14 protein-coding genes and 1 pseudogene are annotated in these 14,267 nt (G+C 33.3%); 5 read left to right on the forward strand and 10 right to left on the reverse strand.

Translation table 11 applies throughout. The annotated features are described in order from the left end of the window. Positions 1-405: 405 nt before the first annotated feature. Positions 406-2,352, reverse strand: a complete 1,947-nt coding sequence (locus CQ058_RS00405) for a bifunctional metallophosphatase/5'-nucleotidase (RefSeq protein ID WP_002189702.1) — start codon at positions 2,350-2,352, stop codon at positions 406-408. Positions 2,353-2,908: 556 nt separating this feature from the next. Then, positions 2,909-3,424, reverse strand: coding sequence for a DinB family protein (locus tag CQ058_RS00410; protein ID WP_001091627.1), 516 nt, complete (start codon positions 3,422-3,424; stop codon positions 2,909-2,911). A gap of 538 nt (positions 3,425-3,962) precedes the next feature. Here CQ058_RS00410 and secY point away from each other — a divergent pair. Next, positions 3,963-5,267: a preprotein translocase subunit SecY gene (gene secY / locus CQ058_RS00415; protein WP_002141891.1), complete on the forward strand. Its 1,305-nt coding sequence runs from the start codon at positions 3,963-3,965 to the stop codon at positions 5,265-5,267. Positions 5,268-5,348: 81 nt separating this feature from the next. After that, on the forward strand, positions 5,349-5,792 hold the full coding sequence (locus CQ058_RS00420; RefSeq protein ID WP_002189701.1) for a carboxymuconolactone decarboxylase family protein: 444 nt from the start codon (positions 5,349-5,351) through the stop codon (positions 5,790-5,792). A gap of 215 nt (positions 5,793-6,007) precedes the next feature. Here the strand turns inward: CQ058_RS00420 and CQ058_RS00425 are convergent, their stop codons facing one another. Further along, a complete protein-coding gene (locus CQ058_RS00425; RefSeq protein ID WP_002189699.1) occupies positions 6,008-6,925 on the reverse strand; it encodes a DMT family transporter in 918 nt (305 codons plus the stop codon). Positions 6,926-7,073: 148 nt separating this feature from the next. Here CQ058_RS00425 and pdxR point away from each other — a divergent pair, with 148 nt between their 5' ends. After that, complete coding sequence (pdxR, locus tag CQ058_RS00430) at positions 7,074-8,513, forward strand: MocR-like pyridoxine biosynthesis transcription factor PdxR (protein ID WP_105589373.1); 1,440 nt, start codon at positions 7,074-7,076, stop codon at positions 8,511-8,513. Between the two features lie 340 nt (positions 8,514-8,853). Here pdxR and CQ058_RS00435 read toward each other — a convergent pair whose 3' ends face one another. The 4 genes from CQ058_RS00435 to CQ058_RS00450 form a co-directional block, all read right to left on the reverse strand. Next, positions 8,854-9,276: a DUF3995 domain-containing protein gene (locus tag CQ058_RS00435; RefSeq protein ID WP_002032296.1), complete on the reverse strand. Its 423-nt coding sequence runs from the start codon at positions 9,274-9,276 to the stop codon at positions 8,854-8,856. Positions 9,277-9,443: 167 nt separating this feature from the next. Further along, positions 9,444-9,977, reverse strand: a complete 534-nt coding sequence (locus tag CQ058_RS00440) for a TetR/AcrR family transcriptional regulator (RefSeq protein WP_002032294.1) — start codon at positions 9,975-9,977, stop codon at positions 9,444-9,446. 198 nt (positions 9,978-10,175) lie between these two features. Next, positions 10,176-10,673 carry a DUF421 domain-containing protein gene (locus CQ058_RS00445; protein ID WP_002189697.1) on the reverse strand — a complete coding sequence of 166 codons (498 nt, stop codon included), beginning with the start codon at positions 10,671-10,673 and terminating at the stop codon, positions 10,176-10,178. Further along, a complete protein-coding gene (locus CQ058_RS00450) occupies positions 10,657-10,938 on the reverse strand; it encodes an NmrA family NAD(P)-binding protein (protein WP_002189695.1) in 282 nt (93 codons plus the stop codon). The genes CQ058_RS00445 and CQ058_RS00450 overlap by 17 nt, the downstream gene beginning before the upstream one ends. Before the next feature lie 127 nt (positions 10,939-11,065). Between CQ058_RS00450 and CQ058_RS32150 the strand changes: the two are divergent. Further along, positions 11,066-11,307 (forward strand): annotated as a pseudogene (locus CQ058_RS32150) (hypothetical protein). A 35-nt stretch (positions 11,308-11,342) separates the two neighbouring features. Here the strand turns inward: CQ058_RS32150 and CQ058_RS00460 are convergent. After that, on the reverse strand, positions 11,343-11,546 hold the full coding sequence (locus CQ058_RS00460; RefSeq protein ID WP_033709141.1) for a hypothetical protein: 204 nt from the start codon (positions 11,544-11,546) through the stop codon (positions 11,343-11,345). 398 nt (positions 11,547-11,944) lie between these two features. Between CQ058_RS00460 and CQ058_RS00465 the strand changes: the two genes are divergently transcribed. After that, positions 11,945-12,598, forward strand: a complete 654-nt coding sequence (locus CQ058_RS00465) for a CPBP family intramembrane glutamic endopeptidase (protein WP_002013319.1) — start codon at positions 11,945-11,947, stop codon at positions 12,596-12,598. Between the two features lie 174 nt (positions 12,599-12,772). Here CQ058_RS00465 and CQ058_RS00470 read toward each other — a convergent pair whose 3' ends face one another. Both CQ058_RS00470 and CQ058_RS00475 read right to left on the reverse strand, forming a co-directional pair. After that, positions 12,773-13,651: an SDR family oxidoreductase gene (locus tag CQ058_RS00470; protein ID WP_002032284.1), complete on the reverse strand. Its 879-nt coding sequence runs from the start codon at positions 13,649-13,651 to the stop codon at positions 12,773-12,775. 134 nt (positions 13,652-13,785) lie between these two features. Beyond that, a complete protein-coding gene (locus CQ058_RS00475; RefSeq protein WP_002127537.1) occupies positions 13,786-14,202 on the reverse strand; it encodes a VOC family protein in 417 nt (138 codons plus the stop codon). Between the last annotated feature and the right edge of the window lie 65 nt (positions 14,203-14,267).

A 14,267-nucleotide genomic window follows, 5' to 3' on the forward strand; every position in this document is an offset into this window, starting at 1 on the left:
GGTGAGGCAACGCATATACAAGTTAGATTTTTCAATATAATTTTGTTATTTATGTCTATAGCTGCATGGATTGTAACGTTTTGAGACTGCTGAAGTCTTATATGAGTTTCATCTTGTCAAAAATATCTTTCAAAGATAAATTTGTCTCCCCATTTAAATATAGAAAAGGACATATCTATTGCATGTTATTAACTTAAGGTATGTTCTTTTAAAGCATATTATAAATATACATAGTGAGAAATGAAACAATAATTATTCAAATGAAAAACCCCCTGAATTTTTAAAACAATCCAGGGGGTTTTTTACCGATGATTCTCTATATTTCCATACCAATCACAAACTTTTTTAGGATAATGGTATGTCCAAGTTTAATAGTTTTTTGCACGAGAGCCATCTTTTTTATATTTATTTAATTATCCTACTAAGTTTTTTGTAAAATTCACCTTTTCTTTTTACATGATTAAACTGATTTGGATTAATATTAGCTTTTTGTGAGAGTGCTACAATCTCTTCTTTTGTAATTGAATCTTTAGTATTTATAGATGCTATATTTGTATATTTTCCATCTTCTGTTTTTGGGATTTCTAAAATCCCTTTATTTACAAGATCAACTACAGCCTTATGCTCTGAAGAATGTGTATCTACACCAGTAATTTTCCAATTATGCATAACTTTTGGCGTGTATACACCGTTCTTTACCTCTTTTAAATATGTAATAGCAAGGTTACGAATGGTTCCACCTGTTTCTCCGAATGCATTCTCTTGTTTAGATGACCAAGTTTGTTCAAATTTACGTCCCTCTAAAGCTCCCCCTTTTGCCTGAAGAGCCTCCATTCTATACGCATTCATTCCTAGCGTCATAACATCGCTCATTTTGATTGGTTTATTTGTACGAATAGAGCGTAAATTTGTAATTCTACTACCATATGGTTTTGTTAAGTCAATTTCGTATTTTACGCCTCCAAAGAAATCGTTCGTACTGTATTTAGACGCACGACGGTTTTTATCAAAGCTAACTGTTACATCTCCGGCACGAGATGAGTTAAAATATCCTGCTGCCCATTCCATATAGTTTTTTAAATCTTTTCCAGTTATCTTATATACTGTAATTTCTCCCAAAGCATATTGATAATTATAAGCAATATCTTTCTTCTTTATAGGACCTATATCCAAACGGGCATAATCATTATCAATTTGATGGGCTACTACATCCGCCTTACTGTAATGGAGCATGACTTCATGAAAGAAATCTGATAAAGGTGTCTCTTGAATCTGCACACTTGGAATACCCTTTATTTCATTTTCAGGAACAAGGTTTCTACCCTTTAATCGGGCGACTACAACATTTGCATCTCCTCTCGCATACTCATGAAACGGTGTTAGTGTTTCTTCAAGTGTAGAATCAGATAATACTGTAGTTCCATCAGCATTTTTTACAGGTATAGCGGTAGCTGTTTTATCTTTTAAAACAAGCTTCCCATCTTGCTTTGTAAAAGTAAGGTCAATACGTGAAATATGCGTTCCGTATTTATCTGGTTCTGTAATAATTACGCCATTTACAACTTCTTTTTTTACAAGTTTATGCATATGAGCCGCAAAAATAGCGCTTAGTTCCGGACAAGCATTCGCAATATCTTGAACACCAGTACCTGGGATTCCATTCTCATTTTCTAGTCCCATATGCATAACCCCTACCATTACATCTACTTTATCTTCTAATTCTTTAATAGCCTTTTTTGTCTCTTCTACTGGATTTTTCACTACTAAACCATCCAAATGATCTGTCCCTTTTTCAAAATCACTAATCATTGGTGTATTCATACCAATAATCCCGACTTTAATTCCACCTTTTTCAACAATCGTATATGCAGGAAGAAAATGCTCTCCATTTTCCTTATAAATATTTCCTGCTAACGTCTTTCCCTTGTATTGCTCACTAACTTTTTTCAATGTATCTAATCCAAAGTTGAATTCATGATTTCCAAATGCCCAGGCGTCATATCCCATTGTATTCATTGCTACCATCATTGGCGATTGTGGCTTATCGTTGAATAATTCTACTGAGTTTCCTTGAATTGTATCCCCGGCATCTACTAATATGGTATTTGGATTTTCTTGACGTACCTTCTTTATAACCGTATAAAGCTGCGTCAAACTTCCACTCATATTTGCTCCGTCAAGCGCATAATCCCAAGGCATAAATCTACCATGAATATCTGCAGTACCTAACAATGTAATATTAACATTAGATTCCTCAGCCTTAGAAATAGCTGGTTTGACTGTTACTGCTGTTACAAGAAGCATAAGAATAATAAAATTGCATACATAGTTCTTCCATTTCATTTTTTGCATAATAACAATATTTCTCCCCTTTTTGTACTGTCATAAAGTTGCTTGAACTTTAAAAATGTAACTTATTATTCAGAGAAATTCAACTACAAAAGATAATTTTGGAGGTGGTTTTGCTGTGAAAATATAGAGAATAAAATGCATATATCCCCTAACAGAATAGTATTTTATCGTTTTCTAATAAAATACTTCTTCCTCCAACGTGTGAAGAGCGCTAAACCCACGGTAGATGTATATGTACTTTCAAAATTTTGGACATACAACTCATTTCCGGATTTTATTTCTAATTTTTTCCTTCTATATGAAAATACTGAGATCACTTCCAAAAATAATAACCCCGCTCTTCATTTAAGACGGGGTTACACTTATACAGCAAATCGGATTCAGATTTTTTTCAAATGTTCGTTTCCTCTTCAGGAGTAAAATCTGCTAGTTTCGTATTTTTTTCTGCTTATTGGTTGCTTTCAACTAAATTCATCATAATTTTAATCAGGACTTGTATTTTATCACTCGAACCCTTGATGCTATCCCAAATCGCTCAATAAATAGATAATGATTTTTACTTTTCAACTCCACAAAGCAATTTTATCTCTTTAATTTGTTCTATATGACGCTGTTCATGCAAATAGATCAGTTCTATCCACTGATCAAGAAGTAATTCTCCAAGAGCTGGATGCGTCACTGATTTTTTCGCTAATATAGATTCATCTTCTATTGTACTCAGGAAACGCATCAATTCTTTTCTAGAGTCGTTTAACAAATCAACCATTTGCTGCACTTCAAATGGTTCTATACTTGGTTCAATCATTTCTGGGGCTATAAATTTTATCGATCTATCTAATAAAATAGTGTGAATTTCTTTACGCTCATTTAAGATACTATCCATCTTTTTTAATCCCGATGAAATAACTGTTATAACTCTCTCATCTAATAAAACTAAGTGATGACAAACTTGTGCTATACTCCATTTATCCTTATCTGGTTTCCTATTAAATTGAGCATCACTTAACAAAGTAATTTCCTCAAATAATTGATTTCTAGTTTCATAAAACTTGTCATTTACAAATGTATTCATGTGAATTCTCCTTTCGCTAGAACCTACATACTTAAATTCCTACGCTAGAAATATTCTCTATGGAAAAAAGATTTTCCTTCACTATTATTCCAATCCAATCTTTTCTTTCTTTAGTAGGTTCTCTAATTCATGCTGAAATGTATGAGTTCTCTCAACATCCTTGAAGATTTCCTTGAGGTTATTATGCGCTACAGCTACATCATAATACTTTCAACGGAATCCTTTCAATATAACTACATAAAACGTTCCTAATTATCAATCTAGCATTAAATATATGTAAAAAATCACTCTATTCATTCATTTTTAATGCTTATGTATGTACATTTGTTAATTTATTAGTTATATTATGGGTATTGAATGATTACGAAAAGTTAATAAATCGCTTGTATAACACCTTATATTTTTTTATATCCGTGAAAACTACAAAATGTATAAAATTCCATTTGTCAAATGAATTTAATGCGGAAGGAGGTTTGTGGTTACTTCATCGGGATATAATAATCAGTTTTGAACTGATAAAAATATAGGAGGCGACATAATGTTTCGTACGATTTCAAATTTCATGAGAGTAGCTGAGATAAGAAACAAAATTCTTTTTACACTAGCGATGCTAATTGTTTTTCGAATTGGCACGTTTATTCCAGTTCCTCATACTAACGCAGAGGTATTAAAAGTACAAGATCAAGCCAACGTTTTAGGTATGCTAAACGTATTTGGCGGAGGAGCACTGCAACACTTCTCAATCTTTGCTGTAGGTATCACACCATATATTACAGCTTCTATCATTGTACAATTACTACAAATGGACGTTGTACCTAAATTTACAGAATGGGCAAAGCAAGGAGAAATGGGCCGTAAGAAATCAGCTCAATTTACTCGCTACTTTACAATCATTCTCGCATTCATACAATCCATTGGGATGTCTTATGGTTTTAATAATATAGCAGGTGGACAATTAATTACAGATCAAAGCTGGACTACATACTTATTTATTGCGACAGTTTTAACTGCTGGTACTGCATTTTTACTTTGGTTAGGTGAACAAATTACCGCTAATGGCGTTGGTAATGGAATCTCAATGATTATCTTCGCAGGACTTGTTGCGGCGATTCCAAATGTCGCTAATCAAATTTATTTGCAACAATTCCAAAACGCAGGCGATCAGTTATTTATGCACATAATAAAAATGGTTTTAATTGGACTCGTAATTTTAGCGATAGTTGTTGGTGTTATTTACATTCAACAAGCTGTTCGAAAAATACCGATTCAATATGCAAAAGCTGTTTCAGGAAACAATCAATATCAAGGAGCAAAAAATACTCATTTACCTCTTAAAGTAAATAGTGCAGGTGTAATTCCTGTTATCTTTGCTTCAGCCTTTTTAATGACGCCGCGTACAATTGCGCAGCTCTTCCCTGACTCGAGCGTATCTAAATGGCTAATTGCGAATCTTGATTTTGCACATCCGTTTGGAATGGCGCTTTATGTTGGTCTTATCGTTGCTTTCACATACTTCTATGCATTTATTCAAGTAAACCCTGAACAAATGGCTGAGAATTTGAAAAAGCAAAACGGATATGTCCCGGGTATTCGCCCAGGTAAATCTACAGAACAGTATGTAACAAAAATTTTATACCGTTTAACATTTATCGGTGCGATTTTCTTAGGAGCAATTTCAATATTACCGCTCGTATTCACGAAAATCGCAACATTACCACCTTCTGCCCAAATCGGTGGCACAAGCTTACTTATCATCGTAGGTGTAGCATTAGAAACGATGAAGACGCTCGAAAGTCAGCTTGTGAAACGTCATTATAAAGGATTTATTAAAAAAGTAAATTAATTATGAAAACACACTAGAAGTCCCTATCGCGACCTAGTGTGTTTTTATTATAAAAACTTATAATAACGGAGGTTTTGTCTTATGAGTCAAAGAATGTCTTATTATGATATTTCGCCTGATGGTATGAAAATTATGATGGATATGGAGAAATACACGAAGAAATCTTCAATTAATCGAGCTGTTAGAGAGCTTATAAAAATTAGAGTCTCTCAAATTAACGGCTGTGCTTATTGTATCGATATGCATACTTCTGACGCCCGAAAATTGGGTGAAACCGAGCAAAGAATTTATTGCTTAAATGCTTGGGATGATTGTGATTTTTATACTCCTGAAGAAAAAGTTGCTCTGGAACTATCGGAGCATATTACTCTCATTCCTACTAAAAGAGTTCCTGAAAATCTATATAACCGAGTACGTGAACACTTTGACGAAAAACAATATGTTGACCTTGTGTTAATCATTAATCAAATAAACAATTGGAATCGAATTTCTATCGCAATGGGCAATACCGTAATAAAAAAATAACACTTATCCACCAAACAATATGCGACCGATTTAGTTAAGTGTAAAATAAAATACACCCTATATAAAAACACAGTTGGTTATTTCTCCAACTGTGTTTTTGATTCTACTATCCCTAATCTATATTCTAATGTGTTAATCACTTTCTCTAAATTAACTATTTTTCCTTCTAAAGTTTGAATACGTTTTCCGCTGTTTTCTACATCATTAAACTTTAACTACATCTCTTTTTTTAACAACCTTCCTTGCTTAAAATAAACTCCAAGTGTAGAACGATTCGCTAAAAATACACCAATCAAGATTAAACAAGCTCCAATTCCCATTGCAGGATTTAATGGTTCTCCTAATACAAAATAACCTACAATAACAGCGATTAATGGGGATACATACAACCATGTTGATGGAAATATTGGATTTGTTTTTGATAAGAGCCAATAATATAAACCGTGCCCACCGATTGATCCTACAAATATGAGATATACAATTGGCCATTGTACATTCCAAGATGTTAAGACTGTTAGATTAGGCTGTTCCATTATAATAGATACAATTAATAACAAGATTCCCCCATAAAACATTTGAATACCGTTAATCAGAAAAGGTGATACGTCAGGCGAATTTGAAAGTATTTCTTTTGAATAAATAGAACCTATTCCGTAAAATAGTTGCCCAACTATTATGACAAGGCATGCAATACTCCATATGAAAGTAAGTTCTTGATGCATGCCAGGTAAAGATATAAATAAAACTCCTGTAAGTGCTATGAATAAAGCCAAAAACTGTTCTCGTTGTAATTTTGTTTTATTTTTCTTTGATTGTAGCAATAAAATCATCATTGGGGCTGTTGCAGAAAGCACTGCTGCTAATCCAGAAGAAATATGCTGTTCTGCCCAATATAACGTTGCGAATGTCATAAATGTTAAACAAAAGCCAGCGCCCATAATACGCTTTGATAATAAATAAGGCATAACACGCTTTTTCTTTAACTTAAAAATAGTAATGAGAATAAGACCGGCCAAAAAGAAGCGAATTCCAGCTGAAAATAACGGCGGTGCACCTGCCTCAATTCCGATTTTTATCGTTAAAAATGTTGTTCCAAAGATGATACATACTAAAATATAATTTAAAATGACCATTTTCCTTCCTCCTTTTTACTCTTGAAATGAGTATAGAGGATATGGTGTATAACAGTGTATCCGAGCATATAACAGTTGAATGAAAATATAGTTGATTGTCAGACTATTTTTCGCTTTAATTAAATTAAAAAGAAAAACAGGTGATTCTATGAAGATAGTACTACGTAAAGAATCCAACATACCATATTACCAACAAATATATATGCAAATTGTTGAGAGAATTCAAAGCGGGATGCTTTCGCATGGCGATTACCTCCCTTCTTTACGTGCTATGGCCGATGATTTGCAAATTAGTTTATTAACTGTTCGTAAAGCTTATAAACAGTTAGAAACGAAAGGTTATATACGAATTGAACAAGGAAAAGGTGCCTATATACATAAACGTGTGAACAAAGATTTCAAACCAATTCCATATCAATGGCAACAAACGAAATCCATTAATGTTATGCGTTCTCAATATGTAATGAACCAACATCGTAAATATTTTGATTTTTCACAGGCTGTCCTTTATCCACGTTTATTACCAAATCCGTTTCTTTCAGATGAAATGCACAAATTACTTAATAAGGATCAAATGATACTGGCAACATATGGACCTGTTCAAGGTGACAAAGAACTTAGAGTGGAAATAACAAACTACTTAAAAGAACACCAACAAGTAGTTACAGATCCATCTCAATTATTAATTACAAGTGGTGCCCAGCAAGGAATTGATTTAATCGTCCAAACATTATTAAAACCTGGAGACATAGTGTTAGTAGAAAGTCCGTGTTACGGAGCGGCGCTTGATGTATTTGTTAATAAAGGAGTTCAAATTATCCCTGTTAGTTTTGATAACAACGGCATTCGCTCAGATTTAATCGATGATATTTGTCAAAGAAAGAATCCTGTTTTGTTATATGTGAATCCTACTTTTCAGAATCCAACGGGCACAGTAATGAGTAAAGAAAGAAGAATGGAACTTGTAGAACTAGCAGAGCTTTATCAATTTTTCATTTTAGAGGATGATTCTTTCGGAGAGATATATTTTGAGGATTTTAAAATTCCCCCTCCAATAAAAAGCTTTGATACAAATGGTCATGTTATATATTTAAAAGGATTTAGTAAAACGTTAGCACCAGGTCTTCGCATCGCGGCACTTGCAGCTGAAGGTCCTATCTTTGAATGGTTATACGCCGTTAAGGCTTCGATGGATATTGGTAGTCCCTTATTGACACAAAAAGCACTACTTCCTTTTTTACGCGCGGAACGAATGAAAAATCATTTAGAAAAATTACGGACTGCTTTACAAATTAGACGCGATTTAACAATTGATATATTATCTCCATTAAAAGAATTAGAATTTGAAATACCTAATGGAGGATTTAACTTATGGGTTACACTCCCTCAGTCAATCGATCCTTTTACATTATTACAAAAAGCGAATGAAGTAGATGTTTCTTTTTTACCCGGCACAGCTTGTCTGATAAACCATGAAAATCAATATAATCATTTACGAATTAGTTATTCAATGTTAAATGAAAAAGATATGTTGATTGGATTAGAAAGATTACATGATACAATTGCCAAGTTTAAATCAATGATTTAAACTCTAAAACAACAACTAACCTCTTATTCACACAATAAAAAACCAACACTTTAAAATTTTATTAAAAGTCAAGATATAAGCTGAACCTATTATTAATAGTGAATTCTTATCTAATGTCATACATTATATGTATAAAAATTAAAAGGATAGAAGAGCTTGAATAAATTCGCCCTATCTATCCTCTTTTTAAACACAAATGACTAATCATAGCGGACTTCGCTGTCAACAGAACCTGTATTGCTCTATTGCTATGCTCAAACTTCTTTTTATTACTACTTGTTCAATAAGAGGTGTTTTCTTCCTGCATAAAATTTATTTTATAGGGAATTCATTATACTTATTAAAACAACAACATGATATAGACAAAACCAAAGAATAAACATAATGGACTATAGAACCAAGTGTCATATCTAGCAAACTGAGAATGTTTAATTTTTTTGAAAAATCCAACAAACTTAAAATCACCAATTGCCCTAATAATGAAAACTAAAGCACAGACAGTACTTCCGATTTTAGATAAACTATTTGCTTCGAACCCCTGCAAATAACCTACTTGAACAACAATAATGACACTAGCTAATAGAATAAGAATGGCTACGAATAATGTTCCCCATATTCTCGGAGTAAAAGCAGGCTTATGTTCTCCCTCTTTTACTGGGATAACAGCAGCAGAACCCCATCGACCTCCAAAAGCCCAATAAATATGCAAAAAACTGATAAACCACAGAAGCCCCACAGCTACTACTATTAATAGTAATTTCATTTATTCGCCCCCAATTTCGTAACTTCAAAGATAACATACACTACCGTATGTTATAGTGAAAATTTTGTCCCTTCAGGTTTTATAACCATATTAGGGACATTTATTATCGAATAATCAATTATGCCTCAGCATAATTCTGTGACATCCGCCGGAGGCTTTCACTTCTTTCAGTGGATGTTTGGACACCCGCTGAAAGAAGTGAAAAGCTCAACCATTTTATCAATATCAAAATTAGGATTTGCTTCAAACCTTGTCATCCATCCTACATACGTTAAATAGGCAAGTCTCGCTCGATCAATTGATTCAGTTTCGTCTACGCCCATTTTTTGATACAATTTTGCAACACAAGAAATTCTTTGTTCTTCTATATCTACTAAACGTGTTGCCACAACAGGATCATATTTAGCCCAAGCATAAATACCATTCTCAATTTTTTTATCTCGATTAAAACTAATCTGTAATAGCTGTTCTAAAGAGGCATCCTGTTGCTCCATACTTTGAACAATCAGCTTTGTTGCATGCACTTCCCAAAAGTCGAGCATAGAATCTAAAAGCTCTTGATGGTCACGAAAATAGTGATAGAAGCTTCCTTTGCTTATTTTTAGCAATCGAGCAAGTGCTTCAATGCGAACTTTATGTATACCTTCATTAGCTAATTGTTGTAATCCTACTTTTATCCAGTCTTCTCTCGTTAATTGCATATTATCTCTCCAATAAAATACGCTAGCGTATGTTTTACGTTAGATTACTACTATTCTCATTTTTTGTCAATTATTCATTCTGTTTATTTTTATGAACTTTAACGTTGTTGTTAATCGTAATATTGATCGTCATCACCCTCGATAAATTAGATAACACGAAAGTCCCTTTATGTACAAGAAGCGCTTTTTAGTCTAAAACTATTTTTTCAGATTACATTGCTCTAGAAGCTTTTCTAGCATTTCCAAAGTAACTGGTTGTGCCTTGGTAGTTAGTTGATACCCAATCCGTCCATTCGTTTCTACAGTTGCTTGTTGTAAATTCTTGATTTCATGTATGCCTTTTTCTCTCAGATGCATAAATAATTGTTGTTCTGACATTTTCGCGCGTAATAAATTCTTTTTTAAGATTTCTCCGTTTTCTATAACAATAATGCTAGTTCCATTTAGAAACTTTTCTACTTTTCGTGATTTCAATTCAAAAAAATGAATAATAAGTAAAACACCCGCAAAAATAAACGCAGCAAAAATAGATGGGCCTACTTTCCTACTTAATATAGGTTCTACAATAATACGTCCTATAGAAACCACAATAATAATTTCAGCTCTCGTCATTTGGCTAACAGATTTACTACCTGTCAATTTTAAAACAATAATTCCAGTGAGGATTAAAATAATGCTTTCAAAAAGTATATTCATTACAGCCCAATCCTTTAATAGTGAATGTTACTAGTATTCCCATTAAAGGATTTTTATGATATTTTAAAGTATCCATTCTCTTTACGTGCCTTATTCTTTGAAGCACCTCTCTCCCAGCTAGTACTGGTAAAGCATCAACTTTCTTCATTGCTTCTACTTGTGATTCGTTACGAATCATTGCATACACAGTATGACCTTCTTTTATTAGCATTGGTATTAAAGAACGTGCTATTACACCTGTTGCACCTGCTACAAAAATTTCCAAATGTGTTTCTTCTTATTTTGAATATCATAATTGATACGAGACATATATAAGCTATGTATAATAATCAATATGAAAGATTCATCCAAAATTAAAGCTATAATGTTGGCTAGCAACCAATAGTGATAACATGATAATTGAATTTGATGGATATGGAATTAATGAGTATGTTATTGGTCATAACTGTTCTATCAGTAAGTTAAAAAAATGTATTTTAACGTAAAAAATGAAGAGTTATCTAATGAGGAGCTTATAAATTTATTTTGTGTACGTTATCATTTTGAAAACATTCCAAAGTCATTACAAGAAGACATTAAGAGTGATGTCGTCATTGACTTAGATACGGGCTATATTTATATCCCTAATAGATAACAATAATCCAGTAAACTAAAATGGTTTAATGTAACTTACGATTCAGACAAAAATTTAATACAATAAGTAATTGCCCAAATGGAAGTCGCGAATTGAGTGACAAAATACATTGTCCATTCAAAAGAAGTCAGTTTTCTCTCTCGTTTAATTTTCTTTAAGTATCTGTAAAATATTAATGTACTCAAAAACATAAGTAATAAAGAGAATTGTTGTAAATCATCGACTATACGTACCGCCATAGACTCCATCACTCTCCTATACAAAATATAGACTATACTTTAAGGATATCATTTTTTTGGTAATGATTCCCTATATATTTAATGAAGTTAAAAAGTGTTTTATGCGATATATGTGTAAAGATAATAAAGTTGTTTAATTTTGTTCTTAGAAATACATTAATCGCCTACTCATAAATTTGATGGGCGATTATTATTTTTGTTTAATAATTGCTTTATTTCAATCACGACATTAATAATAGGTTTTGGTCTAAATGATTCTTGCAAGGAATCTCCTAATCTTGGACTTACTGATTTGGAAAAATAAAATTATTATGATCGTCTCAATTACCATTATTTTGGAGAACAATGTGCTATTATATATTCGTAATCAATGAAATAATAAGAAAGAAGGGGCTGTTGTGGAAACAAAGATTATAGAAACAGAGAAGAAAATTGATTCAAAATCCCTTTTGGCTTTGGGATTATTAATTATTTCCGGGATTGTATATCAACTTTTCGCAGTGTTAGGAGATAATATACCTGAAGTATTGGGAATGATTCTTGAAGCTTTATGGAATCTTGTATTATGTGGAATTATAGGATACTATTTTTTAGGAAAAATATCATTAGAGCAATTTAAACATTTTAATATCAAGACATTACTTTGGGGTTTGCCTTTAACAATTATCGTAGGTATGGCTTCCAACTTAATATTCAGTTACATTTTTGAACCTGCAACTAAAAATTCCGTTGCTGAAGTAATAAGTATTTCTATGATTTTATTCCGTGTACCCTTTATGTTAATGGGTGAAGAGTTGATTTGCACTAATATAATTATCGCATTACAAAAATTAGGATTAAAATTTGGCACTGCATCATTAATATGTAGTTTGTTGTTCGCTTTGTGGCATATTCCAGCTTATGGTTTTGTGCCAATGCAGTTATTAATAACTATAATCCCAATTAGATTAGCACTAAATTATATATGGAAAAATTCAAAAAGTATTTGGGTAAGTTGGATTTGTCACTTTATTTTTGACTGTATTTCATTTGTACCAATGCTTTTTAAATAACTATTTTATCCCTCTATTTGTGGGCAGTAAACGCCCAATTGGTGAAGGCTAATAATCAGTGGAGAATGGACACCTCCACACTGATTAAAGTTTCACTTTATTTTTAAGAGGACTTTATTATTTATGTACAGTATAAAGAAAAAGAGCACTCAGCTATTGAGTGCTCTAAAAACATTAATTTTGATTCAAAACATTCTCCTCAAAATATTTCCCCCAATCTGGGCGTCTTCCATCCATATCTGTAAATCCATACTCTCTTCCTAATTCCCATGAACTTAACGCTCGTCCCGTTTTTTCATGAACATTTGGATCACTTGCTAAAGCTGCTACTGCTCTTCCAACAAAGAAAGGAGTTTCTGATGCGATAAAATGAGGGTCTTGTTTAGCTCCTTCTCGCCAATTCTCCTCTGTTACACCAAATATATCTAACATCGCTTCTGAACGAAGGAATCCTGGACTAACTGCGACAGCTGTAATATTGTGTTGTTCTAAATCTTTCGCCATAGCTTCTGCTAAATGAATTGTTGAGACTTTTGCTAAACTATAGTACAAATTACCTCGATATTGATAATCGACTCCATCTGTAATTTCAATAACAAGTCCCATTTTATTTTTCACCATTAATGGTACACCGTAATGGCTTGTCATTATATGAGAATGAACAGCTCTTTGTTGCATAAGTAGTCCGTTATGTAGATTGTGTTCCCAGAAAGGTTTCTCCCATTCCGTTAAAGGATCGCCGCCCCAAACATCGTTTACTAAAATATCAAGCTGTCCATTTTGTTCGTCTTGAATCTTTGTAAATAATGCTTTAATATCTTCTTCTACCGTATGATCAACACGAACTGCGATTCCTTTTCCGCCTTGCTTTGTAACAAGCTCTGCCGTTTCTTCAATCGTTTCAGTTCTTCCCATACAGGATAAATTCCCTTTTGTACTTCTTCCTGTTACATATACAGTTGCACCGGCTTCACCAAGCATCATCGCAATACCTCTTCCGGCGCCTCGTGTTGCTCCGGCCACAACTGCTACTTTACCTTGTAATGGTTTCATGTGATTCTCCTTACTCTTTATAATCAAGTATAATTATTTTCGGTACCCCGTTCTGATTTTAAGAAGGGGTTAAAATAATATTAATTAAATTTGATTAGCATTGCACCCTATGCTTCGTTGTGCAGCAGCGAAGTTCATGCTTTTTTGTTCGAAATCAGCACATCTAAATAGTGCTGATTGTACATAACGCCTAATATGTTTCCGAAGGGATCAACTACGGAAGCCGTGATGAATCCCACGCCGCGCTCTGTAGGTGCCTCATACTCTTTTGCTCCCATAGACAGTAGCTTATTGAAAGTTGCTGTTACATCATCAACATGCCAGTACACTATAGAGCCAGATGGGCCGGTCACTGAATCAGCTGGCGCATAACGGCTATCGATTAAACCTAGCTCGTGTTGGTAGTCGCCAATGCGAAATTCGGCATATCCTGGACGTTCAAAGTATGGTTCACTTCCTAATAGGTCAGCGTACCATTTCTTTGCGGCTGCTAGATTATCTGTCCAAAAACTAACTGTGGTTAGCCCTCGTAATGTCTGTGTATTGCTCATAATCGATCTCCTCCATAATGTTGAGTAATATTTCCACATACTAAAACGAAATAACACCTTCTGAA

The organism is Bacillus sp. MYb56 (assembly GCF_002976445.1).
In the GTDB taxonomy this organism is placed as follows: domain Bacteria; phylum Bacillota; class Bacilli; order Bacillales; family Bacillaceae_G; genus Bacillus_A; species Bacillus_A mycoides.

Coding starts and splice junctions, on each gene's coding strand:
- CQ058_RS00410 (WP_001091627.1), bottom strand. CDS start 3,424: ATGAATACATTTGTAAATGACAAGTTTTATGAAACTAGAAATCAATTA.
- CQ058_RS00475 (WP_002127537.1), bottom strand. CDS start 14,202: ATGAGCAATACACAGACATTACGAGGGCTAACCACAGTTAGTTTTTGG.
- CQ058_RS00445 (WP_002189697.1), bottom strand. CDS start 10,673: ATGAATATACTTTTTGAAAGCATTATTTTAATCCTCACTGGAATTATT.
- secY (WP_002141891.1), top strand. CDS start 3,963: ATGTTTCGTACGATTTCAAATTTCATGAGAGTAGCTGAGATAAGAAAC.
- CQ058_RS00425 (WP_002189699.1), bottom strand. CDS start 6,925: ATGGTCATTTTAAATTATATTTTAGTATGTATCATCTTTGGAACAACA.
- CQ058_RS00420 (WP_002189701.1), top strand. CDS start 5,349: ATGAGTCAAAGAATGTCTTATTATGATATTTCGCCTGATGGTATGAAA.
- CQ058_RS00460 (WP_033709141.1), bottom strand. CDS start 11,546: ATGGCGGTACGTATAGTCGATGATTTACAACAATTCTCTTTATTACTT.
- CQ058_RS00435 (WP_002032296.1), bottom strand. CDS start 9,276: ATGAAATTACTATTAATAGTAGTAGCTGTGGGGCTTCTGTGGTTTATC.
- CQ058_RS00470 (WP_002032284.1), bottom strand. CDS start 13,651: ATGAAACCATTACAAGGTAAAGTAGCAGTTGTGGCCGGAGCAACACGA.
- CQ058_RS00440 (WP_002032294.1), bottom strand. CDS start 9,977: ATGCAATTAACGAGAGAAGACTGGATAAAAGTAGGATTACAACAATTA.
- CQ058_RS00405 (WP_002189702.1), bottom strand. CDS start 2,352: ATGCAAAAAATGAAATGGAAGAACTATGTATGCAATTTTATTATTCTT.
- pdxR (WP_105589373.1), top strand. CDS start 7,074: ATGAAGATAGTACTACGTAAAGAATCCAACATACCATATTACCAACAA.